Genomic DNA, 23,748 nt, shown 5'->3' with positions numbered 1-23,748 from the left:
TGCGCATCTCGGGGAGATCGAAAGGACTATCGGGTGGATACGACGCGCGCAGGGGACGGGGACGAGGAGACCCCGGACCGGGGGATGCGCCTGACGAGCACCACCTGGGAGGCGCTCCTGCGGGCCGAGGTCTCGCTCATGCGCACGTACGAGGCGTCCGGCGACTTTCACCCGCTGTCGAAGACCGAGTACGACGTCCTGTTCATCCTCGCCTCCGCGCCGGACCACAGCCTGCGCATGCGCGACCTCAACGAGCAGGTCCTCATGGCCCAGCCGAGCCTGAGCCGGATGGCGGACCGCCTCGGCCGCAAGGGATTCCTGCGCCGGACGCCCGCGATCAACGACGCCCGGGGCACGAACCTCGTCCTCACCGAGGCGGGGCTGGCGATGCAGCGCGAGATCGGTCGGCGGCACGTGCGGACCATCCACTCGACGATGTCGGTCCTCGACGACGACGAGCTCCTCGAGCTGCGCCGCCTCCTGCGCAAGGTGCGGGTCGAGTCGCCCGTCGCGATGCCACGCACGCCCCGGTACCGGTGAGCGTTCCGTCGACAGGCGGCGCTGAGCCGCACTCTCGACGACGACGAACCGCAATCTCGATGAACAGGGCGGCTCCCAACCGCAGTCTCGACGACGACGAACCGCAATCTCGATGAGGGCGGCGCGAGGCCCGGTGGTAATCTGCCGGGCATGACTTTCGTGCTGCTCCTTACCGGGCCGCGCTGAGCAGTCCACCGCCCGGACGGGCCGGTGGCTCGGCGCGGCGGACCTCCCATGTCGGGAGGTTTTTTTCTGCCCGGAGGCGAGCGATCCACGAACGAGACGAGCTGAGGACATGACGACCGAGACCCCTGCCGCGCACCCGACCGACGACGCCACTCCGCCGCACCGCTACACGGCGGCGCTCGCCGGCGAGATCGAGCAGCGCTGGCAGGACCGCTGGGCCGCGGAGGGCACGTTCCACGCTCACAACCCGACCGGGCCGCTGGCCGGCCCGCGCGCCGAGCGCCCCCGGTTCTACCTCCTCGACATGTTCCCGTACCCCTCGGGCAAGGGCCTGCACGTCGGGCACCCGCTCGGTTACATCGCGACCGACGTCGTCGGGCGGTTCCGCCGCATGCGCGGGGACAACGTCCTGCACACCCTGGGCTACGACGCGTTCGGCCTGCCGGCCGAGCAGTTCGCCGTGCAGACCGGCCAGCACCCCCGCATCACCACCGAGGAGAACATCGCGACGATGCGCCGCCAGCTGCGGCGCCTCGGGCTCGGGCACGACGAGCGCCGCTCGATCTCCACCACGGACCCGGACTACGTCCGCTGGACCCAGTGGATCTTCACGCAGGTCTTCAACTCCTGGTACGACCCGACCCACGTCCGCCCCGACGGCGGCACCGGCTCGGCCCGCCCGATCGCCGACCTCGTCGCCCAGCTGGAGTCCGGGGAGCGACAGGTCCCTGGCGGCCGCGCCTGGGCGGAGCTCACCGAGCTCGAGCGCGCCGACGTCGTGGCCGGGTACCGACTGGCCTACGTCTCCGACCAGCCGGTCAACTGGTGCCCCGGCCTGGGCACGGTGCTGGCGAACGAGGAGGTCACCGCCGACGGCCGCTCCGAGCGCGGAAACTTCCCCGTCTTCACGCGCAACCTGCGCCAGTGGACGATGCGCATCACCGCCTACGGCGACCGCCTCATCGAGGGCCTGGACTCGATCGACTGGCCCGAGAAGGTCAAGACGATGCAGCGCAACTGGATCGGGCGCTCCGAGGGCGCGCGGGTCCGGTTCGAGGTCGCGGGCCACGGCCCGCTCGAGGTCTTCACCACGCGCCCCGACACGCTGTTCGGCGCCACCTTCATGGTGGTCTCGCCCGAGCACCCCGTGCTCGACGGCGACCTGCCGACCTCCTGGCCCGCCGACGTCCCCGAGGTCTGGACGGGTGGGGCCACGGACCCGACCACCGCCGTCGGGCAGTACCAGGCGCAGGCCGCCGCGCGGACGGACGAGGAGCGGACCGACGACGCACGGGCGAAGACCGGTGTCTTCACGGGCCTGTTCGCGACGAACCCGGTCGACGGCCGCGAGATCCCCGTCTTCACGGCCGACTACGTCCTCATGGGTTACGGCACGGGCGCGATCATGGCCGTCCCCGGCGGTGACCAGCGCGACTTCGAGTTCGCGACCGCGTACGAGCTGCCGGTCATCCACACCGTCGAGCCGCCCGCGGACCACGAGGGCGGCGCGTGGACCGGCGACGGTGCGGTGACGCGCTCGAGCAACGACGAGATCAGCCTCGACGGGATGACCGTCGAGGATGCGAAGGCCGCGATCACCACCTGGCTCGAGGCCAAGGGCCTGGGCGAGGCCACGGTGACCTACCGGCTCCGGGACTGGCTGTTCTCCCGCCAGCGGTACTGGGGCGAGCCCTTCCCGGTCGTCTACGACGAGGACGGCGTCGCGCACACGCTGCCCGAGGAGATGCTGCCCGTCGACCTGCCCGAGGTCGAGGACTACTCGCCGCGCACCTTCGCTCCCGACGACGCCGACTCGACCCCCGAGGCGCCGCTGGGCCGCGTGCCCGAGTGGGTCGACGTCGAGCTCGACCTCGGCGACGGCCGCGGCGTGCAGACCTACCGGCGGGACACGAACACGATGCCCCAGTGGGCGGGCTCGTGCTGGTACGAGCTGCGCTACCTCGACCCCACCAACGACGAGCGCTTCGTCGACCCGGCCATCGAGCAGTACTGGATGGGCCCCCGCACGGCCGGGGGAGTGGGCGGCACCGACCTGTACGTCGGCGGCGTCGAGCACGCGGTGCTCCACCTGCTCTACGCGCGGTTCTGGCACAAGGTCCTGTTCGACCTCGGCCACCTGTCGAGCTCGGAGCCGTTCCACGAGCTGTTCAACCAGGGGTACATCCAGGCGTACGCGTACGTCGACGAGCGCGGCCAGCACGTCCCGGCCGACGAGGTCGAGGGCGACGAGTCCGCCGGCTTCACGTGGCAGGGCGCGCCCGTCACGCAGGAGTACGGGAAGATGGGCAAGTCGCTGAAGAACATGGTGACGCCCGACGAGATGTACGCCGCGTACGGCGCCGACACCTTCCGGCTGTACGAGATGTCGATGGGGCCGCTCGCCGACTCGCGCCCATGGGACACGCGCGCGGTCGTCGGTTCGCTGCGCTTCCTCCAGCGCCTGTGGCGCAACGCGGTCGACGAGACCACCGGCGCGCTCACGGTCACGGACGAGGAGCCCGACGACGAGACCGCCCGCCTCGTGGCCCGCACCGTCGCCGACGTGACGGACGAGCTCGAGGGGATGCGCGTCAACACCGCGATCGCCCGGCTGATCGTGCTCAACAACCACCTCACCACGCTCGAGCGCGTGCCGCGTGCGGCGATCGAGCCGCTCGTGCTCATGCTCGCGCCGATGGCCCCGCACGTGGCCGAGGAGCTGTGGGAGCGCCTCGGGCACGCCGAGTCGCTGGCCTACGAGCCGTTCCCGGAGGCGGACCCCGACCTGCTGGTCGAGGACACGGTCACCGCGATCGTCCAGGTCAAGGGCAAGGTGCGGGCGAAGCTCGAGGTGTCGGCCTCGATCGGCGAGGACGAGCTGCGCGAGCTGGCGCTGGCCACGGGGCCCGTGGTCAAGCAGCTCGACGGCGCCGAGCCGCGTCGCGTCATCGTGCGCGCACCGAACCTCGTCAACGTCGTCCCGTAGCGGCGATCGTCGGCGTCACGCCCCGAACGGCGCGTCGCCGGCCCACGTCAGCACCCGAGGACGCGGGCCGGCGACAGGCGTGTCGTCGTCGTGCGTGCCGACGTCCAGACAGGGCCGGTGCGCTCAGCGCCTGCGGTTGCCGAAGATCGAGCGGACGATCGACGTGCCGGCGGTGCGGACCATCGAGGTGATGACGGAGTCGCGCTGCCGGGCGCGCCGCTCGGCCTCGCGCTCCTCCCGCTTCCGTGCGGCCTCGAGCTCCTTGTCCTGCCGCTTGCGCTCCGCCTCGAGCTCCTTCTCCATCTCCTTGAGGCGCTTCTCGTCGGCCTTCTTCCGCTCGGCCTCGAGCTTCGCCTGCTCCTCGGCGAGCCGGGCCGCCTCGGCCTCGGCGGCAGCGGTCTGCGCCGCGGCCTCGATCTGGGCGGCGAGCAGCTCGGTGGCCGACTCCGGGTCGATGCGCTCCCCGTACCGGGCCGCCAAGGGGGAGGCGGACAGAGCGGCTGCGGCTGCGTCGTCGTCGGCGGCTCCCATGACCGCGGCGGGGGCGAGGACCCGCGTGACCGCCACCGGTGTCGGGGCGCCGTCCTCGTCGAGCACGGTGACGACGGCCTCTCCGGTGCCGAGCGAGGTGAGGACCTCGGCGAGGTCGTAGGGCGAGGTCGGGAAGGTGGTCACGGCTTCCTTCAGCGTGCGTGCGTCCTTGGGGGTGTGGGCGCGCAGGGCGTGCTGGACGCGGCCGCCGAGCTGGGCGAGGACGGCCTCCGGCACGTCGGTCGGGGACTGGGTGACGAAGACGATCCCGATGCCCTTGGACCGGATGAGACGGACGGTCTGGACGACCTGGTTGAGGAACTCGTCCGAGGCGTCGGCGAAGAGCAGGTGCGCCTCGTCGAAGAAGAAGACGAGTCGCGGCTTCCCGGCGTCGCCCACCTCGGGCGAGGAGCCGAACAGGTCGGCGAGCAGCCACATGACGAAGGTGGACAGCAGGGCCGGGCGCTGCTGCAGGTCCGGGAGGCGGAGCACGGACAGCACGCCGCGGCCGTCGGCGGCGGTACGGAGCAGGTCCGCCGTGTCGAAGGCCGGCTGGCCGAAGAACTCGTCGGCCCCCTGGGTGGCGAGGGCCGACACCTCGCGCAGGATGACGCCGGCCGTGGCGGTGGAGATGCCCCCGATCTCCTTGAGCTCGGCCTTGCCGGTGTCGGACGTGAGGTGGTTGACGACCGAGCGGAGGTCGCCGAGGTCGACGAGCGCGAGCCCCTCGGTGTCCGCCCAGTGGAAGATCAGCTGGAGCGCGGACTCCTGCGTCTCGTTGAGTCCGAGGACCTTGGCGAGCAGGAGGGGGCCGAAGTCGGAGACCGTGGTGCGGACCGGCACGGCGCCCTCGGCCTCGCCCACCGTCAGCAGCTCGACGGGGAACCCCGCCCCTGTCCAGTCCTGACCGAGCGAGGTGGTGCGCTCGAGCAGCTTGTCGTTGGCGGTGCCCGGCTGGAGGAGGCCCGTGAGGTCGCCCTTGACGTCCGTGACGAGCGCCGGGACGCCCGCCTCCGAGAGCCCCTCGGCCATGAGCTGGAGCGTGCGGGTCTTGCCGGTGCCGGTGGCGCCCGCGACGAGCGCGTGCCGGTTGAGCGTGGCCAGCGGCAGCCCGACGCGCACCGCCGGGACCGGCTCGTCGTCCTCCAGCAGCACGCCGACGGGGAGCAGCGCGCCCTCCGCCGTGTAGCCGGCCTTGATCTCGGCCGCGTGTTCTGACAGGTCTGCTGGTGCGGGGGTCTCGGTCTCGTCCGGCGCCCCGCCCTGTCCCGCGGCCTCTGCCTCCGTGCCCGCCGCCGCACCCTCGGCAAGCAGCGCGGCCTCCAGCTGGGCCTGGGCGGCGGCCGCCTTGGCCTCCGCCGCCTCGGCCGCCGCCTTCGCGGCCTGCGCCTTGAGGCGTGCGATCTCGATCGAGGAGCTGTCGTCCGTCGTGTCCGTCACGGACGTCACCCTAGGGCCCCGACGACGTCCACCGGATCCCACAACGACAGTTGATGCGTCGGTGTCCACAGGTCCGGGCGATGACCCCGATCCGCGCGGCACCGCGTCTCTAGCGTCGTCGGCATGGATCACCGGCGGAGCGAGTCGACCCGGAGGCTGCGCGACCTCACGCGCGTCGCCTACACGGCCGCGGCAGGGCATCTCGAGGTGGACCCCGAGGAGGGCGAGGACCGGGCGGTGCGTGCCTGGCCGTCGAGACGGGCGGTCGTGGCGGTAATCGTCGTCCTCGCGCTCGTGGTCACCGCGCTCGGCGCGCGCTACCTGCTGTCGCGACCGGGAGCCGGGGAGGAGCTCGGTGCCTCCGGGGCCGACGCCGAACGAGCGGCCGTCGCCTCCGACGAGCTGCCCGGTTCATCGACCGACGGCGAGGATCCGGGCGCGCCCGGAGGCGGCGGGAGCGCCGAGGACGGCGGGACCGGGGCCGAGGAGTCGGGCAGCGGCGCTGCCGGCACGGACACGGCCGGGAACGGGACCGGCGGGCCGGACGGTACGGGCAACGCGGACGGCACGGGGCAGGCGGGCGCGGACGGCACGGGCAGCGCGGACGGCACGGGGGAGACCGGTGCGGGCGGCACGGGGCAGCCGGGTGCGAGCGGTGGCGCCGACGCGGGTGCCGACGTCGTCGTGCATGTCGCCGGTGCCGTCGTCCGGCCGGGCCTCGTCGCACTCCCGCCCGGGGCGCGGGTCGGCGACGCGGTCGACGCGTCGGGCGGCGCCCTCGCGGATGCCGACCTCACCCTGGTCAACCTTGCGCGACCGCTCGTCGACGGCGAGCAGGTCTACGTGCCGGTGGTCGGGGAGGAACCCCGCGAGCCGCCGGCCGCACCGCCGGACCAGCAGGCGGGGCCCGGCTCCGCCGGGGCTCCGGGTGGAACCGGGTCCGGAGCCGGGCCGGGAGCCGGGGCCGACCCCGGTGGGTCGGGCGGCTCCGGGGTCGTCGACCTCAATCTCGCCGGCGAGGCCGAGCTCGAGACCCTGCCGGGCATCGGACCGGCGCTCGCCGGCAGGATCACCGCGCACCGCGAGGAGATCGGCGGCTTCACGTCGGTCGACGAGCTCGACGACGTCTCCGGGATCGGGCCCGTCCTCATGGAACAGCTGCGTGACCTCGTCACCGTCTGACACCGGGACGACTGTCCGGCCGGAGACCCTGGCCGCCGACACCTCCGACGAGCCGGTCGCGCCCCGACCGCCCGACCCGCACGACGTCCGGCTCGTCCCGCTCGCGCTCGCCACCTGGGTGGCCATGGGTGTGGGACTCGGGCTGTCGACCCCGGTGGTGGCCGGCGGGTCGGTGCTGGCGGGCGCGGGTGCGGTCCTCGCCGCGGTCGTCGCTACCAGGAGGCGGTCGTCCACCCCGTCGGTGGTCCTGCGGCAGGCGGCGCTGGTGCTCGCGGGCGTCGCCATGGCCCTCGCCGTCGTCGGGCTCCACCACGCGGCGCGCGAGGGACAGCCGCTCGCCCAGCTCGCCGAGGAGGGCGCGTCCGTCGTCGTCGAGGCGGTCGTGCTCACCGACCCGGACGGCGCCGGCCGAGGTCAGGATCGGTTCACCGTCGATGTCCGGTCGGTCGGGCCGGCACGCGACCCGACGCGGTCGGGTGCCGACGGCACGGTACTGGTGCTCGCTCCACCGGGCGAGGACCGCCTGCGGGTAGGGGCGACGGTCGAGATCGTGGGGGACGCCCGCGCGACCGGCCGGGCAGAGGTGGACCTCGCGGTCGTGTTCGCCGACGAGCCGCCGCGGGAGACCGCCCCGCCGACCGGCCCGCTCGGCCTCGCCGACCACCTGCGTGAGGGGCTGCGGGCCGCCGTCGCACCGCTCTCCGGGCAGGCGCAGGGCCTCGTCCCGGGGATCGCCCTCGGCGACGACCGCGCGCTGCCCGCCACCCTCGAGGACGCTGCGCGCGTCACCGGGCTCACGCACCTGACGGCCGTGAGCGGGGCCCACGTCTCCCTCGTCCTCGCCGGAGTCCTCGGGGTCGTGGGCCGGGGGCGTCCGCGCCTGGCGGTGCTTCTCGGTTCCGCCGTCGTCGTCTCCCTCGTGGTCCTCGTGCGCCCGGAGCCGTCCGTGCTGCGTGCCGGCGCGACCGGCGGGGTCGTCCTGCTCGCGGGGCTGCTCGGCCGGCCGGCCCGCGCCCTGCCGGCGCTCGCCACCGCCGTCGTCGTGCTGGTGCTCGTCGATCCGCCGCTGGCGAGGTCGTACGGGCTCGTGCTGTCCGCCGGCGCGACCGCGGCCATCGTCGTCCTCGCCCGCCCCCTCGCCCGGCAGCTCTCGGCCGGCGTGCCGCGCTGGCTCGCACACGCGCTCGCGATCCCCGCGGCCGCCCAGCTCGTCTGCGCCCCGGTCCTCGTCCTGCTCGACCCCCGGCTCGCCCTCACCTCGGTGCCGGCCAACGTCCTCGCGGCACCCGCGGTGCCCGGCGCCACCGTGCTGGGGCTCGGCGCGGCACTCCTCTCACCCGTCTCGCCGGAGCTCGCCGAGCTGCTCGCCGTCGTCGCCTCCTGGCACACAGCGTGGATCGCGTGGGTCGCGGAGACGCTCGCCGGCGCTCCCGCCGCGACGATCGCGTGGCCCGGGGGAGCGGCTGGCGTCCTCCTGCTCGCCGGCGCCACGGTCGCGTGCTGTCTGGTCGTCGTCCGCACCGTGACGACCGGCGGACGCGTCCGGGCGCTGGTGGTCCTCGTCCTGGCACCGGGGATGCTGTCGCTCGTTCCGGTCGCCCCGGGGACCGGCGCGCCCGACGGCTGGGCCGTCCGCCAGTGCGACGTCGGGCAGGCGTCGGCGCTGCTCGTGCGCACGGGCGCCACCTCGGCGGTCCTCGTCGACGCGGGGGACGCCGACGGGGCCGCGGCCGCCTGCGTGCGCGATGCAGGGATCGCCACCCTCGACGCCGTGGTGCTCACCCACGACCACGCCGACCACACCGCCGGACTGCCCGCGGTCCTCGATGTCGCGGCGGTGACCGAGGTGCTCGTCCCCGCCGTCGACGGACCCAGCCTGCAGGTCGCGGCGCGCGAGGCGGTCGAGGCCGCCGCGAGCGAGGCGTCCGTGCGCGAGATCGCCGCCGGCGAGTCGCTCGACTGGCACGGGGTACGGGCGGACGTCCTCCATCCCCGGCCGGGCGTCCGAGCATCCGCCGACGACTCCTCGTCAGTCAACGAGTCCTCGATCGCGCTGCTCGTCGAGATCCCCACGGACGTCGCGACCGCCCGGGCAGCGCCTGCAGCCGGCCCGCCTGACGCCCACCCACCCGACGTCCGTCAGCTCGACGCCGACCTGGCCGGTGCCCACCAGCCCGGCGCCGAGACGTCCGGCGTCGGAACGCGCTTGCACGACTCGTCAGGCACGGGCGCCTCGGAAGCCGCTCCTTCCAGTGCCGCAGCCATCCGGCTGGTCGTCGCCGGAGACCTCGAGGAGGACGGGCAGGGCCGCCTCGCCCGCGCGCTGCGGGAGAGGGTGCCGGACGGGGTCGATGTCGTCGTCGTCCCGCACCACGGGTCGGGCAACCTCGACCCCGCCCTCGCGGAGGTGACGACGCCCCTGGTCGCGTTCGTCTCGTCCGGGCTGGACAACGACCACGGACACCCGGCGCCGCGTGCGGTCGACGTCTGGGCCGACTCCGGGGCGCGGGTGGCCCGTGCGGACGAGTGCGGCGACATGTGGCTCGTCCCTGGCGGCGACGGATCGCTCACACTCGTCGGGTGCGAGTGACGGCCGGTCGCGGCGCGGGCGGCGGCTCGCCTCGGTGCGGCCGGAGGCGCGACCGCGCTGGGACGACGGGCGGACGAAGGATCGACGACCGGCGGGTGCCGGGCGGACGCCCGCCCGCCCACATGCCCGCGAGCATGCCCGCAGGGAAGTGGTACCCACACGTTCCGGTGTCCGCCGCGCGTGCCCGCCCATAGGCTGGGAGGGACCATGGGCGTCCGCGCACCGCGCGGATCGTCGGCCGACCCCGGGTACCGAGGAGCTGCGATGACGCGCATCCAGACCCTCGCCGCCACGCTCGTGACTCTCGCCGTCCTGTCGCTCGTCGTCACGGGCTGGCGCACCGGGGCACTCGGTCCCGCCGGAGGGGTCAACCTTCCCGATCTCGGTGCGTACGGTCACGGCCCGACGACGCCGAACAGCCCCGGCGCTCCGTCCGACCCGGACGCTCCTGGCACGGGCCTGCCCGACGACTCGAGGACGCCGGGCGACGCGCCGGACCCAGGTGAGTTCGATCACGGCGAGGGGGCGCCGGGGATCTTCACCGCCGCCCCGGGCGACTGCCTCGTCAGCAGCGAGAACACCCGGGTGGTGCCCTGCGACCACGAGCACTCCGCCGAGGTCTACTACACGTTCACCCTCGACGGTGACGAGTACCCGGGAGACGACCACATCGACACCGAGCGGTGCCTCGAGATGTTCGGCGCCTACGTCGGCACGACGCCCGAGTCCTCCGGCTACGGCCTGACCTCGCTCGTTCCGAGCCGCCAGTCCTGGGAGGACGCAGGGGACCGCGAGGTCATCTGCATCCTGACGACGCGCGAGCCGGTGACCGGGTCGGCGTACCAGTCGGCCGAGCTCGTCGTCTGAGTTCGTCGTCCGAGCGCGGCGTGCCGGCAGCCCCGGACGTTCGGGCGGCCGACGGGCGCACGGACATGAATCGACCGGCACCGACCCGCACGGGCCTGCTCGGGTCGAGGCGGACGCCGCCACTGCCCGCCGCGGTCGACCGACCGATCCGGGGGGACATGTTCCCGGGGGAGGACTTCCCATCGGTCGTGACGCGGCGTTCGCAGCTCCTGGGTCTAACGTCTTCCCTCAGCACCGCCCCCCGGTGCGGTGAGCAACGTGTTCACCAGACCACATGGAGGAAGACATGCAGCGCACGACCACGACGGCCCGACGCAAGCTCGCTCTTGTCGCGACCCTGCCGTTCCTCGCGCTCGGCCTTGCAGCCTGCGGCGACGACGACCCGATCGCCCCCGAGACCGAGTCCGCCCCCGAGACCCCCGATGGTGGCGACACCGATGGTGGCGACACCGACGGTGGCGACACGGACGGCGGCGACACGGACGGCGGCGACACCGAGTCCGACGGCGGCGACACCGACGAGGAGTCCGCGGGGGGCGACACCGGCGCGGAGGGCGACGGTGGTGACACCGGCGCGACCGGCGACCTCAGCGAGTTCGACAACGGCGAGGGCGCCCCCGGCGTGTTCACCGCCAACCCGGGCGAGTGCATCGACAGCGTGGCGCCCGACTCGATCATCAGCTGCGACGAGGAGCACGACCTCGAGGTCTTCTACACCGACAACATCGACGGTGACGAGTACCCGGGCGAGGACGTCGTCTCGGAGGAGGGCCAGGCCCTGTGCGAGGAGAACTTCGAGGCCTACGTCGGCACCGACTACGCCAGCTCCGAGTACCTCCTCAACGGGCAGTTCCCGTCCGAGGCCACCTGGACGCAGGCCGGCGACACCGAGGTGATCTGCCTCCTCGAGTCCCCCGAGCCCACCACCGGCTCGGCCTACCAGAGCGGCAACTGAGCCAGGACGTCGGGGCGCTCCTGACGCAGGACGTCAGGGCGCTCCACCGTCCTGACGTGCAGGACCGACCACTGTCCTGACATCGAGACCCTCCGGGGGCCGGCGCCACGCGCCGGCCCCCGGTTGCGTGTCCAGGTGCCGTTGCCCGGTCGTGTGTCTGGGTGGTGCCATCCACCTGCGCCGTCCGGCGGAACGCGTGCTGCCCACGACCCTGCCCTGGCCCATCGATGTCCGTCGTTGCACGGCGCCGACCAAACGGTGTCCTGACCGGTCCGGGCCCACGGTGCGTACCCTGTCCGGGCCCGCGCCGGGCGCACCGGCCGACGAAAGGACCCCCGGATGCCTGCACGACCCACGAACGACCTGCGTCGAGCCGCACGGTGCCTGACCGCCGTCGGCGTCGTCGGTCTTCTCGTCGCGTCGTGCGGACGCGGCCAGGACGCCGACGAGCAGGAGGCGGCCGACGTCTCGGAGCAGGTGACGATCGCCCCGGTCGAGTCGGAGTCCGGGTCGACCGAGGCGCCCACCGCGGACGACGGTGCGGGCGAGGACGAGACCGGGCTGCCGACGCGCGTCCCCGAGCTCGAGCTGACCGACTTCGACGCGGGTCAGCCGGCCGCCGGGTCCGACGGCGTCTTCACGGCGAACCCGGGCCAGTGCCTCGCCGAGCCCGAGCCCGGCGGCGTCATCTCGTGCGAGGGTGCCCACCGGGCCGAGGTCTTCTACACCTTCAACCTCCCCGCGGGCGACTACCCCGGGGACGACGCCGTCTCGGACGAGGCCACCGGTCAGTGCGACTCCCAGGTCGGTGCCTATCTCGGCGGCGACGACGCAGGCACCTACTCGGTCTCCGCGCTCACCCCCTCGCGGCAGACCTGGGAGGACGACGGCGATACCGAGGTGCTGTGCCTGCTCGTCACCGAGAACCCGGGCGAGGAGTCGGCCTTCCAGTCCGAGCGCTGATCCCCGCCGCACCTGTGGACCGCGACGGCGTGACGTCGGCGGCCCGTGGCAGTGTGGACCCGTGCCACCCCGCCGAGCCTCGACCCTGACCTGGGAGACGGTCCAGCCGGCCCCGATCGTGCTCGTCCGCGGGCCCGAGGCCGTCCTCGGCGAGCGCGCCGAGCGCTCCGTGGTGGAGCAGGTGCGCGCGAGCGATCCCGACGTCGAGATCACGCGCATCGATGCCGCAGGGTACGAGAAGGGGCGACTCGCGCTGCTGACGAGCGCCTCGCTGTTCGGCGAGCCACGTCTCGTCCACGTCGAGCACCTCGAGGCGATGACCGACGCGCTGCTCGAGGACGTGCTCGCCTACCTGGGAGACCCGGCGCCGGACGTCGTCCTGCTCATGCGTCATCAGAGCGGCACGCGCGGCAAGAAGCTTCTGGACGCGGTCGAGAAGGCCGGGTTCCCCGTCGTCCGCTGCGAGGCGCTGAAGAAGGACTCGGACAAGGCGGATCTCGTCCGGGCCGACGTGCGCCGGGCGCGTGGCCGGATCGAGCCCGCCGCCGTCAAGGACCTCGTCGACGCCCTCGGCTCCGACGTCGCGGAGCTCGCCTCCTCGGTCGCCCAGCTCCTCGCAGACTCGGGCGGGGACATCACCGCCGAGCAGGTCCGGCGCTTCCACTCGGGACGGGTCGAGGCGACGGGCTTCGAGGTGGCCGACGCGGCGGTGGCCGGACGCCTCGGGCGCGCGATCGCCCTCCTTCGGCACGCCGTCGCGACCGGGACCGGTCCCGTGCCCGTCGTCGCGGCGCTGGCATCGAAGCTACGGACCATGGCGATCGTGTCGGCCTCCCGTGGGGGCGGCGCACCCAAGGGCCTCGCGCCGTGGCAGGCCGACCGGGCGCGCCGGGACCTTGCCGGGTGGACCCCGCACGGTCTCGCCGCCGCCATCAGCGCGGTCGCCGCGGCCGACGCCGAGGTCAAGGGACTGTCCCGGGACCCCGTGTTCGCCACCGAGCGGGCCGTGCGCCGCATCGCGGAGGCCCGCAGCCGCTGACGGCGCTCGGCGAGTGGCCGCGCGCGGCGCGCTCGCGTGGGGAGGTCCGTTCCGCCCGCGGTGCCCTCCCGTGGGACGGCACCGAGCACGTGTCGGCTCCGTGACTCGCGCGGAGTAGGTTGTCCGGGTTCCGGAGGTCCGGGACCCGACGGAAGGGACAGTCGATGGCCGACCACCCGGGCGCGACGAGCGCGCCCGACACCTCTGACGAGCCCTCGCGCTCGGAGCGGCTCGACCGCCTGCCGTTCACGCGTCGCCACCTGCGGCTGCTCACGGGCTCCGGCATCGGCTGGGCGCTGGATGCGATGGACGTCGGCATGATCTCGTTCGTCATCGCCGCGCTCGCCCGCGAGTGGCAGCTGAGCGACCCCGAGATCAGCCTCGCGCTGTCGATGGGCTTCGCCGGGATGGCGATCGGCGCCTCGTTCGGCGGCCTGCTGGCGGACAAGATGGGCCGGCGGACGGTCTTCGCGCTCACGCTGCTCGTGTACGGCCTCGCGACCGGAGCCTCGGCGTTGACGACGTCGCTCGCGCTGTTCGTCGTCCTGAGGTTCGTCGTCGGGCTCGGACTGGGCTCGGAGCTGCCCGTCGCGTCGACCCTGGTCTCGGAGTTCTCGCCGGCCCGGATCCGCGGTCGCGTCATCGTCGTCCTCGAAGCCTTCTGGGCGGTCGGCTGGCTGCTCGCCGCGCTCATCGGCTACTTCGTCGTCGCGGAGTACGACGACGGATGGCGGTGGGCCATGGCGATCGGCGCCGTGCCCGCGATCTATGCCCTCTATGTCCGGGCACGGATCCCGGAGTCGGTGCGGTTCCTCGAGTCGCGCGGCCGGCACGACGACGCCGAGGCGGCGGTCCGCCAGTTCGAGGAGTCGCCCCCACTGGGCCGGGGGACCGGCACCGCGCGGTCGTCGGCGGCGATCCTCGAGCCCGAGCCGACCCCGGAGGACGAGCACCTGCGCCCCGGCGTGGCCTCCCTGTTCGCCGGCCGGCTGCGCCGGCGCACGATCGGGCTCTGGATGGCGTGGTTCTTCCTCAACTTCGCCTACTACGGCTCCTTCACCTGGCTCCCGACGATCCTCAGCGCCGACGGCGGGTCGCTGACGAAGTCCTTCGGGTACGTCGTCGTCATCACCCTCGCCCAGCTGCCGGGCTACGCGGTGGCGGCGATCCTCATCGAGACCTGGGGACGGCGCGCCACCCTCGCCTCGTTCCTCGTCGGCTCCGGCCTGGCGGCCGGGCTGTTCTCGCTGGCCGAGGATCCGTGGCAGATCGTCGGGGCCGGGTGCCTGCTCTCGTTCTTCTGCCTCGGCGCGTGGGGCGCGCTCTACGCCGTCACGCCCGAGATGTACCCGACGGTCGTGCGTGGCTCCGGCGCCGGCTGGGCCGCCGGGTTCGGGCGGATCGCCTCGATCGTCGCACCGTTCGCGGTCCCGTTCTTCCTGCGCGCCGGCGGACCCGCGCTCGCGTTCACGGTGTTCGCCGCCGCGTTCGCCCTCGCCGCCGTCGGGGCGCTGCTCCTCACCGAGAAGCGGGGGCAGGCGCTCGAGTGACGGACGAGGACAGGATTCGAGCAGCCCCCGGGCAGGCCTCCCCGGGTAAGGACTCGCCCGTTCACCCGCCGGACACCAGAATCGGGAGTGTGCGAAGCCGAGCGGTAACCAGGGGGCGTCACCATGGCCCGATGCGCGTCGCGATCGTCACCGAGTCGTTCATTCCCTCCACCAACGGCGTGACGAACTCGGTCCTGCGGGTCCTCGACCATCTCCGGCTGCGCGGGCACGAGGCGATCGTCGTCTGCCCCGGCCCGGCGCCCCGCCAGTACAACGGCTTCCCGGTCGTCACCGTCCCGTCGTTCAAGTACGGGGGGCTCCAGGTGGGTCTCGTGTCGTCGTCGATCTCGCGGATCCTCGACGCCTTCGACCCGGACGTCCTCCACGCCTCGGCACCGTTCGGTCTCGGCGCGCAGGCGGTGGCGGAGGCGCGGTGGCGCGGCATCCCCACCGTCGCCGTCTTCCAGACCGACGTGGCCGGCTTCGCACGGAAGCACGGACTGGCCGCGACCTCGCCGGCGATCTGGCGCTGGCTGCGCACGGTCCACAACCTCGCCGATCTCACGCTCGCCCCGTCGCAGCCGTCGATCGCGGAGCTCGAGCAGAACGGGATCGAGCGGATCCGGCAGTGGGCCCGCGGCGTCGACGCCGTGCTCTACCACCCGCGCCGCCGCACGACCCCGCAGGTCGCCGCCCTGCGCACGCGCCTGCTCGCGGGTGCCGACGAGGACGCGGTCGTCGTCGGCTACGTCGGGCGTCTCGCCCCGGAGAAGCGGGTCGAGCGGCTTGCCGCCCTGGGCGGTCGTCGGGACGTCCGTGTCCTCGTCGTCGGGGACGGCCCCTCGCGCCCGTCCCTCGAACGGTCCCTCGGCTCGTCGGCGCACTTCACGGGCAAGCTCTCGGGCGATGCCCTGGGTGACGCCTACGCGGCGCTCGACGTGTTCGTCCACACCGGCATCCACGAGACGTTCGGGCAGACGCTGCAGGAGGCCATGGCCAGCGGCGTGCCGGTCGTGGCGCCGGCCTCCGGCGGACCGCTCGACATCGTCGCGGTGGGGGAGACCGGCTTCCTCTACGGGGCGGAGGACGACGCCGAGATGGTGGCCCACATCGCCCGGCTCGCCGGTGATCCGGGTCTGCGCGCACGGATGGGCGAGGCCGGGCGCCGTCGGGTGCTGCCTCGCTCGTGGGAGGCGCTCGGCGACCAGCTCCTCGACCACTACGCCGACGCCATCGACGGCGTCATGGCAGCCCCACGGGCCTCGCGCCTGGCCGGTCTGTTCCGCTAGCAGTCACGAGGGCCGGCAGAGGGGGCCGCTGTCTCGCCGCGCCGCCGCCCTCGCGCCTGGCCGGTCTGTTCCGCTAACGCACCTCCCCAGAGACGCCGAAGGGGCCCCCGGAGGGGCCCCTGTCGATCGTCGGTCCCGCGCTGCGGCGGGGGGGCGATCAGAGTGCGGCGACCTGCTTCGAGAGCTTCGACTTGCGGTTGGCGGCCTGGTTGGCGTGGATGACGCCCTTGGAGACGGCCTTGTCGAGCTTGCGGGAGGCGGTCGCCAGCGAGGCGCCGGCCTTCTCCTTGTCGCCGGAGGCGATGGCCTCGCGGACGCGACGCACGTGCGTGCGCAGCTCGGTGCGGACGGTCTTGTTGCGCACGCGCGCCTTCTCGTTGGTGAGGTTGCGCTTCTTCTGCGACTTGATGTTCGCCACGTGGATGATCCTTCGGTTCGGCTGGTGCGTGCCCGCCGCGGCGGGGGTGCTGACGATCGAGCGGGGCGGTCCGGGCGAGCGGGCGCCGACGGATCCCCTGGTCGTCGCCGAGAGGGGGCTCCGACCCAGCGGCCTACGTTACCAGCGAGTCCGCGCCGCGTCAGTGGTGGTCAGTACCTCGACTCAAGGGCATGGGTCACACGTTCGAACATGCCGCGGTCGAGGGCGGCGCCCTCTCGGCGCACCGCGTGGTCCGGGATCTCGAGCACCCGGTCGAGCCGCACCTCGGACTCCCGGCCCTCGGAGTCCCAGGCCCCGCTGCCGACGTCGATCCACGACCGGCCGTAGCGGTCGGTGTGGACGCCGCCGTCGGCACGGTCCTTCGAGGTCATCTGCGCGCCGAGCACCGCGCCGTCGAGCCGCGCGAGCACGAGGACCGGGCGGTCCTTGCCACGGCCGTCGTCCTCGTCGTACGGCACCCAGGCCCACACGACCTCGCCGGGGTCCGGCCGGTCGTCGTGGTTCGGGTCGTAGGAGAGGGTGGGGAGGCCGTGCCGGTCGACGTCGTAGGGGGTGACGACGTCGACGCGCCGCTGCTCGGACCGGCCCACGTCCAGCGGGGAGGGCCCACCGTCGCGGCCCGCGCCCGAGGTGCGCGCGCTCCCGGTTCCTGCACGTCCCGGGTCGACATCACGCCTCGACCCTCCAGAGCCACCCGACCCGCCGGGCCGGCCCGACCCGCCAGAACCAGTCGACCCGCCGGAGCGCCCGCGCAGTCGGTCCTCGATGCGGCGCCGCCCCTCCTTCGCGACGTCGCGGGCGACGGAGCGGGCGATACGACCGAGGCGGCTGGCGATGCTCATGGCACCCGAGCCTACGTGTGAGCGGCGGCACGTCAGCACCTACCATCGAGGCATGACCGACCTCTTCGACGGATACCCGCCGGGCGCGGCCTGGGACGAGATGATCGCCGGTGCGGACGTCAACGAGCCGTACCGCCCGGTCCACGAGGCGCTGACCGGTCTGAGCGCCGAGGAGCTCCAGGCGCGCAGCGACTCCCTCGCCCGCAGCTACCTCGCGCAGGGGATCACGTTCGACTACGGCGGCGAGGAGCGTCCGTTCCCGCTCGACACGGTGCCCCGCGTGGTCGCCTCGGAGGAGTGGGACCTCCTCGCCCCGGGGGTGGCCCAGCGCGTCAAGGCGCTGGAGTCCTTCCTCGACGACGTCTACACCGACCAGCGCGTCATCGATGAGGGCGTTATCCCGCGCCGCGTCGTCGTCACGTCGCAGCACTTCGCCCGCGCCGCCATGGGGTTCCGCCCGCCGGGCGGCGTGCGGGTGCACGTGTCGGGCATCGACGTCGTGCGGGACTCCGCCGAGGGCTGGCGCGTGCTCGAGGACAACGTGCGCGTGCCCTCCGGGGTCAGCTACGTGCTGTCGAACCGCCGGGCGATGACGCAGACGTTCCCCGAGCTGTTCTCCTCGCTGCGAGTGCGGCCGGTGGTCGACTACCCGCGGCGCCTGCTCGCGGCGCTCACCGCGACGGCGCCCGAGGGCGTGGACGACCCGACGGTCGTGGTCCTCACGCCGGGCGTCTACAACTCGGCCTACTTCGAACACTCGCTGCTCGCGCGGCTCATGGGCGTCGAGCTCGTCGAGGGCCGCGACCTGTTCGTCGCCGGCGGTCGCGTCTACATGCGCACCACCTCGGGGCGGCGCCGGGTCGACGTCATCTACCGCCGGGTCGACGACGACTTCCTCGATCCCGTCGTCTTCCGGTCCGACTCGATGCTCGGCTGCCCGGGGATCATGTCGGTCGCCCGCGCGGGGAACGTGACGATCTCGAACGCCGTGGGCAACGGGGTGGCCGACGACAAGCTCGTCTACACCTACGTCCCCGACCTCATCCGCTTCTATCTGGGGGAGGAGCCGCTGCTCGCGAACGTCGACACGTGGCGGCTCGAGGAGCCCGACTCGCTGGCCGAGGTCCTCGACCGGCTCGAGGAGCTCGTGGTCAAGCCCGTCGACGGCTCGGGCGGCAAGGGCATCATCATCGGTCCCGCGGCGAGCCGGGAGGAGATCGACGCCGCCCGGCGTCGCCTCCGCGCGGACCCGCGGGGCTGGATCGCCCAGCCGGTCGTCCAGCTCTCGACCGTGCCGACGATGATCGACGGCCTGGCCCGCCCGCGGCACGTCGACCTGCGCCCGTTCGCGGTGCACGACGGCGAGGACGTGTTCGTCCTCCCGGGCGGTCTCACCCGGGTCGCGCTGCAGGAGGGGCAGCTCGTGGTCAACTCCTCGCAGGGCGGCGGGTCCAAGGACACGTGGGTGGTCGGCCGGCGTCCCGGGAAGCGGCGCCCGGCGGCCGGCGCGGCGGAGGACGCGCGCGAGATGCAGCCCGTCCCGCAGGGCGTCCCGCTCGACTCGGACCGCGAGCGGACCGTGCGCGTCCAGCACGAGCAGCAGCAACAGCAGGGCCCGACGACGAACGGCGCCGCCCCGGTGGCCTCCCCGATCGCCGGCCCGACCCGCGAAGGGCCCGGCCCGACCCGCGAGGGGCCCGGCCCGACCCGCGAGTGGCCCGGCCCGATCACGGGCCAGCACGCCGGCCCGACCACGGAGGGGGTGGTCTCGTGCTGAGCCGCATCGCCGAGTCGCTGTTCTGGATCGGCCGCTACGTCGAGCGCGGTGACGCGACCGCGCGCCTGCTCGACACGCACCTCCAGCTGCTCCTCGAGGACCCGTGGATCGACGAGGACACGGCCTGCCGCGCGCTGCTCGCGATCATGGGCCAGTCGACGGCGGAGGACGACGACGTGGCCCGCCGCGACGTCCTCGACCGGCTCGCCTACGACCGCACGTCGCCCGCCTCGATCGCCGGCACCATCTGGTCCGCCCGCGAGAGCGCGAGGCGCGCGCGAGAGACCGTGTCCTCGGAGCTGTGGGAGGTGCTCAACCACACCTACAACTCGCAGAACGACATGGCGTTGCTTCGCTCGGCGCACGACTACTTCGCGTGGGTGCGTCAGCGCAGCGCGATCGTCTCGGGCCTCGTGGACTCGACGATGAGCCGCGGCGAGACGTGGAGCTTCCTCGTCCTCGGCCGTTCCCTCGAGCGGGCGGACATGACGGCCCGCCTCGTGGCCACCCGCGCGGTGACGACGGCTGGTGCGCCGGACTGGACGACCCTGCTGCGCTCGACCGGCGCGTTCGAGGCGTTCCTGCGCTCGACGCGCGGTCGGGCCGGCGACCGCCAGGCCGCGCAGTTCCTCCTCGTCGACCGGCTGTTCCCGCGCTCGGTGGTGCACTCGCTCGACCAGGCCGAGCGATGCCTGGTCGACCTGCGCAGCACGATCGGCGAGCAGGTGGCGGTGCCGGACGAGGCCGGCCGGATCCTCGGCCGCGCGCGCTCGCGCATCGAGTACATGGCGATGAACGAGGTGCAGGAGAACCTGCTCGACGAGATGGAGGCGATCCAGGTGGCCTGCCAGCACGCTGCGGACGCGGTGCGGTCGAAGTTCTTCGTCGGGGAACCGGCCGCGTGGAAGGGGGAGAGCGCATGAGCGTCGTCCGGGTGGTGCACCGCACCACGTTCAGCTACGACCAGCCGGTCCTCGCCTCCTACAACGAGGCGCGGATGCGGCCGGCGGCCCTGTCCGGCCAGCGGGTGCTCGACACCGAGCTCCACGTGGCGGCCGCGACCCACATGTCCAGCTACACCGACTACTTCGGGACGCTCGTCGACGTCGTCGAGGTGCTCTCCCCGCACGACACGCTGACGGTTCGCGCCGAGTGCGTGGTCGAGCGCGACCCGGTGCATCTCTTCGAGGGGGCGAGCTGGGAGGAGGTCCGGCGGCCCGAGGTCCTCGACGAGCTGGGCGAGTGGCTGCAGGGCGACCCGGTGACGGACCCGCCCGAGGAGCTCGCCGCGTTCGCCGCCGACGCCGCGGCGCGCATGGACCCGCAGGAGGCGGCCATCGCGGTGTGCGAGCACATCGGCGAGCGGGTCGAGTACCAGAGCGGCGTGACGTCGGTGCACGGGCACGCGGCCGACGCGTGGCGGGCCGGCAAGGGCGTGTGCCAGGACATCACGCACCTCACGCTGGGGGCGCTGCGGTCGATCGGTATCCCGGCGCGGTACGTCTCGGGCTACATCCACCCGACCTCCGCAGAGATCGGGGAGTCCGTGCTGGGCGAGTCGCACGCCTGGGTCGAGTTCTCGGCGGGGCGCTGGACGCAGCACGACCCGACGAACCGCACCGCGGTCGGGGAGCACCACGTGCGGGTCGCGCACGGGCGGAGCTACGCCGACGTCTCACCGCTGCGCGGCGTCTACTCCGGCGGCGGGACCTCGCGCCAGACGGTCGAGGTGCGGACCACGCGGGAGGCGTAGGCGAGGACGCCGGCCGACGGACCTGCCCGGGTCGGGCGGTCGGTCTCGCCCAGGTCAGGCGGTTGACCTGCCCGGGTCGGGTGTTCGCGGCGACCGGACGCCGGCACGTCTGCACCGCGATCCGGAGCGGTCGGCCACGTGACTGGGCGGGCCGCCGACGGACCTGCGTCAGTCGCTCGCGGCCTCCGAGTCGGCCTCGCCGGACCCGTCGCTGGTCGAGCAGTCGGCGACGATGTCGACCTCGGCGCCCTCGATCGGCGCCTGCGTGAGCGCGTCGAACCCGTCGATCGGACCGGTCACCGTCCACACGCCCCCGTCCTCGACGGCGGTCGCGGTCAGCTCCTCGCCGAGGCCCGCGCTGGTCATCCACATCATCGGGCCGCCCTCGTCGGGGGACTCCGTGGACTGGACGACGACGGACGTCAGCTCCTGCTGGCTGAACGAGACGACGGCTGAGAGGTCGCCGTGGTCCGGGCTGGTGCCGGCGAGCGAGACGACGAGGCCCTCCTCGTTGCCGAGGCACTCGACGCTCACCTCGCCGTCGGTGGACGCGATGCCCGCGGTGATGGTGTTGGCGTCCGACGTGTTCGTCACGTGGTCGACGCCCTCGGGCAGCGTCTCGGTGTCGTTCGGCGGGATCGCGCCGCTCGTGGGGACCTCGGGGCGGTCCGACGGGGACTCCGTCGTCGGGTCCGAGCCCGAGCCCGTCTCCGTCGAGCTTCCTTCGCCGCCGGAGTCCGTCGTCGTGGACTCGTCATCCCCTCCGCCGCATGCGGCCAGGACGGTGGCGAGGGCGAGGGCGGCGGTGACGGCCGTGGCACGGCGTCGGAACGGGGCGGGAAGCACCTGGTCTCCTAGCGATCGGGGAGGCGGCGGGTCCGGTGGGACAGCCTCCGACCGGACGACGGTACACAGCCCAGGTGTCCGACGCGGGAACGGCGGGCGACCCGTGGGCCGCCCGCCGTCCCCGCCGTGGTCCGGTCGTGCGTCGGGCCGTCTGCTCGTGCGTCAGGCCGTCTGCTCGTGCGTCAGGACTTCTGCACCGTGATCGTCCAGGCGGCGTCGCCGACGCGGTCGAAGTGCGTGACCGGGTAGCCGTTCTCGGCGGCCCAGCGCGGGATCGCGTCGGTGGCCTGCGTGCAGTCGAAGTTGATGACGAGGTGGTCGCCGTCGTCGAGGGTGGCCATGGCCTGCTTGGCCTCGACGAGCGGGAAGGGGCAGACCTGGCCGTCGGTCTCGAGCGTGAGCGGCATCGTTCTCTCCTTGTGTTGGTGGCGTGTGCCGGTAATTCGTGTGTGGTGCCGAGTCGTCGGGCACGGTGACCGAGTCGTCGGTGGTGGGTGACGAGTCGTCGGGCGCGGTGGCCGGGCGACCGGTCGTGGGTGCCGGCCGGGTGACCGGTGGTGGGTGCCGGCCGGGTGGCCGGTGGTTCGTGCTGAACAGGTGGTAGGAGACGCCGGGTGGCCGGCGGGTCGTGCTGAACAGGTGGTACGAGACGCCGGGTGGCCGGCGGGTCGTGCTGAACAGGTGGTGCATGACGCCGGGTGGCCGGCGGTGCGAGTCGTCCGGCTCTCGGTCGGCGACGAGCGCGGGATCAGGCGTTGGTGAGGACCTTGCCGCCGCCGGCGTCACCGGCGCCGCCCGCCGTCGCGCCGGCGGAGCCCGCCGTGCCGCCGACTCCCGCCCCTGCCGTCGCCGCGCTGCCGCGGTGGCGGAGGATGAAGACGTGGGTGGCGGCACCGGTGCCGAGGATCATGAAGATGAGCGACAGCCAGCCCTGGTAGGAGAACTGGGCGGTGCCGACCATGGCGTTGCCGATCGTGCAGCCGCCGGCGAGCGAGGCGCCGACCCCCATGAGCGCGCCGCCGGAGATCGACCGCACGAGGGTGGTCGTGTCGGGCACGCGGAGCCGGAACTCGCCCGACCCCTTCGCGGCGATGAAGGCGCCGACGAGGATGCCGAGGATGAGCATGACGCCCCAGTCCACGAGCTCGACGTCCCCGGTGACGAGGAAGTTGACGAGGTTCGCGGACGGCGTCGTGATGCCGAGACCGGACGGGCGGCCCGCGGCGGTGCTCAACGGCCAGGCGACGATCGCGATGACGCCGATGACGACCGCGGTGCCGAAGGCGTGCCACGGCTTCTCGAACAGGATGCGGGCCAGGCCGCTGCGGCGGGGCGGGAGCGTTGCGAGCACGGTGCTCGGCTCGGCCGAGAGGTGCCGGTAGGTCGCCCAGCCGACGGCGGCGACGAGGATCCCGACGAGCCACCACGGCGAGATGCCGAGCGAGTCGTGGATCGTCGTCACCGGCACGGTCTGGGCTCGGGCGGCGGCCGTGAGGTCCGCGAACACGCCGTACTTCATGATCGCCGCGAAGCCGGCGTAGAAGATGAGCGCGAACCAGGAACCGATGAGTCCCTCGCTCGACCGGTAGAAGGTGCCTGTGGCGCAGCCGCCCGCCAGGACGATGGCGAACCCGAAGATGAAGGCGCCGACGATCGTCGCGACGGGCGCGAGCTCTCCGGCGCCGAGCTCGATGACGCCGGCCGCGTCGAGGGCGAAGATGCCCACGGACTGCACGGCCACGACGACGAGGAACGCGGTGAGCCAGCGGGTCTTGCGGCCCACCCACACGTCGCGGAACGCGCCGGTCACGCAGAATCGGCCGCGTTGCAGGGCGAAGCCGAGCGCTCCGCCGACGATCAGTCCTGTCAGGATCATGGTGGTCCCCCTGGTGAGTGGTGCGACGGCGCAGGTGGTGGCTGCGCCTTGGCCGCTGTCGCCCCGGACGTTAAGGACCTGCCGCCGCGCCGCGTCG

Annotated in this window: 19 protein-coding genes; 13 read left to right on the top strand and 6 right to left on the bottom strand. The window is 73.5% G+C overall.

Features of this window, described 5'->3' with window-relative positions; genetic code table 11:
* Positions 1-33 precede the first annotated feature (33 nt).
* Complete coding sequence (locus tag ACPYO6_RS13140) at positions 34-540, top strand: MarR family winged helix-turn-helix transcriptional regulator (RefSeq protein ID WP_425715182.1); 507 nt, start codon at positions 34-36, stop codon at positions 538-540.
* Between the two features lie 295 nt (positions 541-835).
* Positions 836-3,712: a leucine--tRNA ligase gene (gene leuS, locus ACPYO6_RS13135; RefSeq protein WP_425715181.1), complete on the top strand. Its 2,877-nt coding sequence runs from the start codon at positions 836-838 to the stop codon at positions 3,710-3,712.
* A 123-nt stretch (positions 3,713-3,835) separates the two neighbouring features.
* Here the strand turns inward: leuS and ACPYO6_RS13130 are convergent, their stop codons facing one another.
* Positions 3,836-5,683 (bottom strand): helicase HerA-like domain-containing protein, encoded by a 1,848-nt coding sequence (locus tag ACPYO6_RS13130; protein ID WP_425715179.1) that lies wholly within the window; start codon positions 5,681-5,683, stop codon positions 3,836-3,838.
* A gap of 123 nt (positions 5,684-5,806) precedes the next feature.
* On the opposite strand from ACPYO6_RS13130, the gene ACPYO6_RS13125 reads away from it, so the two are divergent.
* The 8 genes from ACPYO6_RS13125 to ACPYO6_RS13090 all read left to right on the top strand — a co-directional run bounded on the left by ACPYO6_RS13125 (position 5,807) and on the right by ACPYO6_RS13090 (position 16,118).
* Positions 5,807-6,865, top strand: coding sequence for a ComEA family DNA-binding protein (locus tag ACPYO6_RS13125; RefSeq protein WP_425715177.1), 1,059 nt, complete (start codon positions 5,807-5,809; stop codon positions 6,863-6,865).
* The gene (locus ACPYO6_RS13120; protein ID WP_425715175.1) at positions 6,846-9,455 is read left to right on the top strand and encodes a ComEC/Rec2 family competence protein; all 2,610 of its coding nucleotides are present in this window, start codon (positions 6,846-6,848) and stop codon (positions 9,453-9,455) included. The genes ACPYO6_RS13125 and ACPYO6_RS13120 overlap by 20 nt, the downstream gene beginning before the upstream one ends.
* 264 nt (positions 9,456-9,719) lie before the next feature.
* Positions 9,720-10,322 carry a septum formation family protein gene (locus tag ACPYO6_RS13115; RefSeq protein ID WP_425715173.1) on the top strand — a complete coding sequence of 201 codons (603 nt, stop codon included), beginning with the start codon at positions 9,720-9,722 and terminating at the stop codon, positions 10,320-10,322.
* A 286-nt stretch (positions 10,323-10,608) separates the two neighbouring features.
* Entirely contained in the window at positions 10,609-11,277 is a 669-nt protein-coding gene (locus ACPYO6_RS13110) for a septum formation family protein (protein ID WP_425715171.1), read from the top strand.
* A 339-nt stretch (positions 11,278-11,616) separates the two neighbouring features.
* The gene (locus ACPYO6_RS13105) at positions 11,617-12,240 is read left to right on the top strand and encodes a septum formation family protein (protein WP_425715169.1); all 624 of its coding nucleotides are present in this window, start codon (positions 11,617-11,619) and stop codon (positions 12,238-12,240) included.
* A gap of 61 nt (positions 12,241-12,301) precedes the next feature.
* Complete coding sequence (holA, locus tag ACPYO6_RS13100) at positions 12,302-13,279, top strand: DNA polymerase III subunit delta (protein WP_425715167.1); 978 nt, start codon at positions 12,302-12,304, stop codon at positions 13,277-13,279.
* A 164-nt stretch (positions 13,280-13,443) separates the two neighbouring features.
* Positions 13,444-14,829, top strand: a complete 1,386-nt coding sequence (locus tag ACPYO6_RS13095) for an MFS transporter (RefSeq protein ID WP_425715165.1) — start codon at positions 13,444-13,446, stop codon at positions 14,827-14,829.
* A gap of 131 nt (positions 14,830-14,960) precedes the next feature.
* Positions 14,961-16,118 carry a glycosyltransferase family 4 protein gene (locus ACPYO6_RS13090; RefSeq protein ID WP_425715163.1) on the top strand — a complete coding sequence of 386 codons (1,158 nt, stop codon included), beginning with the start codon at positions 14,961-14,963 and terminating at the stop codon, positions 16,116-16,118.
* 157 nt (positions 16,119-16,275) lie between these two features.
* Here the strand turns inward: ACPYO6_RS13090 and rpsT are convergent, their stop codons facing one another.
* On the bottom strand, positions 16,276-16,536 hold the full coding sequence (gene rpsT, locus ACPYO6_RS13085; RefSeq protein ID WP_425715161.1) for a 30S ribosomal protein S20: 261 nt from the start codon (positions 16,534-16,536) through the stop codon (positions 16,276-16,278).
* Positions 16,537-16,706: 170 nt separating this feature from the next.
* Positions 16,707-17,399 (bottom strand): type II toxin-antitoxin system PemK/MazF family toxin, encoded by a 693-nt coding sequence (locus ACPYO6_RS13080; RefSeq protein ID WP_425715160.1) that lies wholly within the window; start codon positions 17,397-17,399, stop codon positions 16,707-16,709.
* 52 nt (positions 17,400-17,451) lie between these two features.
* Between ACPYO6_RS13080 and ACPYO6_RS13075 the strand changes: the two genes are divergently transcribed.
* The 3 genes from ACPYO6_RS13075 to ACPYO6_RS13065 are packed head-to-tail and all read left to right on the top strand — an operon-like array spanning position 17,452 to position 20,929.
* The gene (locus ACPYO6_RS13075; RefSeq protein WP_425715158.1) at positions 17,452-19,176 is read left to right on the top strand and encodes a circularly permuted type 2 ATP-grasp protein; all 1,725 of its coding nucleotides are present in this window, start codon (positions 17,452-17,454) and stop codon (positions 19,174-19,176) included.
* Positions 19,170-20,099, top strand: coding sequence for an alpha-E domain-containing protein (locus ACPYO6_RS13070; RefSeq protein ID WP_425715156.1), 930 nt, complete (start codon positions 19,170-19,172; stop codon positions 20,097-20,099). The genes ACPYO6_RS13075 and ACPYO6_RS13070 overlap by 7 nt, the downstream gene beginning before the upstream one ends.
* Positions 20,096-20,929, top strand: coding sequence for a transglutaminase family protein (locus tag ACPYO6_RS13065; protein WP_425715154.1), 834 nt, complete (start codon positions 20,096-20,098; stop codon positions 20,927-20,929). Before ACPYO6_RS13070 ends, ACPYO6_RS13065 begins: the two co-directional genes overlap by 4 nt.
* Positions 20,930-21,097: 168 nt before the next feature.
* Here the strand turns inward: ACPYO6_RS13065 and ACPYO6_RS13060 are convergent, their stop codons facing one another.
* From ACPYO6_RS13060 to ACPYO6_RS13050, 3 genes are all read right to left on the bottom strand, one after another.
* Complete coding sequence (locus ACPYO6_RS13060; RefSeq protein ID WP_425715152.1) at positions 21,098-21,775, bottom strand: hypothetical protein; 678 nt, start codon at positions 21,773-21,775, stop codon at positions 21,098-21,100.
* Between the two features lie 182 nt (positions 21,776-21,957).
* On the bottom strand, positions 21,958-22,182 hold the full coding sequence (locus ACPYO6_RS13055) for a sulfurtransferase TusA family protein (RefSeq protein ID WP_425715150.1): 225 nt from the start codon (positions 22,180-22,182) through the stop codon (positions 21,958-21,960).
* A gap of 341 nt (positions 22,183-22,523) precedes the next feature.
* Positions 22,524-23,651 carry a YeeE/YedE family protein gene (locus ACPYO6_RS13050; RefSeq protein ID WP_425715148.1) on the bottom strand — a complete coding sequence of 376 codons (1,128 nt, stop codon included), beginning with the start codon at positions 23,649-23,651 and terminating at the stop codon, positions 22,524-22,526.
* Between the last annotated feature and the right edge of the window lie 97 nt (positions 23,652-23,748).

Origin of the sequence: Georgenia sp. Z1344 (genome assembly GCF_049856295.1) — a bacterium.
Taxonomy (GTDB): domain Bacteria; phylum Actinomycetota; class Actinomycetes; order Actinomycetales; family Actinomycetaceae; genus JB111.
This window is presented reverse-complemented; position numbering and strand designations above follow the sequence as displayed.

Coding starts and splice junctions, on each gene's coding strand:
- ACPYO6_RS13105 (WP_425715169.1), top strand. CDS start 11,617: ATGCCTGCACGACCCACGAACGACCTGCGTCGAGCCGCACGGTGCCTG.
- ACPYO6_RS13125 (WP_425715177.1), top strand. CDS start 5,807: ATGGATCACCGGCGGAGCGAGTCGACCCGGAGGCTGCGCGACCTCACG.
- ACPYO6_RS13090 (WP_425715163.1), top strand. CDS start 14,961: ATGCGCGTCGCGATCGTCACCGAGTCGTTCATTCCCTCCACCAACGGC.
- ACPYO6_RS13110 (WP_425715171.1), top strand. CDS start 10,609: ATGCAGCGCACGACCACGACGGCCCGACGCAAGCTCGCTCTTGTCGCG.
- ACPYO6_RS13050 (WP_425715148.1), bottom strand. CDS start 23,651: ATGATCCTGACAGGACTGATCGTCGGCGGAGCGCTCGGCTTCGCCCTG.
- ACPYO6_RS13115 (WP_425715173.1), top strand. CDS start 9,720: ATGACGCGCATCCAGACCCTCGCCGCCACGCTCGTGACTCTCGCCGTC.
- ACPYO6_RS13095 (WP_425715165.1), top strand. CDS start 13,444: ATGGCCGACCACCCGGGCGCGACGAGCGCGCCCGACACCTCTGACGAG.
- ACPYO6_RS13055 (WP_425715150.1), bottom strand. CDS start 22,182: ATGCCGCTCACGCTCGAGACCGACGGCCAGGTCTGCCCCTTCCCGCTC.
- ACPYO6_RS13080 (WP_425715160.1), bottom strand. CDS start 17,399: ATGAGCATCGCCAGCCGCCTCGGTCGTATCGCCCGCTCCGTCGCCCGC.
- ACPYO6_RS13065 (WP_425715154.1), top strand. CDS start 20,096: ATGAGCGTCGTCCGGGTGGTGCACCGCACCACGTTCAGCTACGACCAG.
- leuS (WP_425715181.1), top strand. CDS start 836: ATGACGACCGAGACCCCTGCCGCGCACCCGACCGACGACGCCACTCCG.
- ACPYO6_RS13075 (WP_425715158.1), top strand. CDS start 17,452: ATGACCGACCTCTTCGACGGATACCCGCCGGGCGCGGCCTGGGACGAG.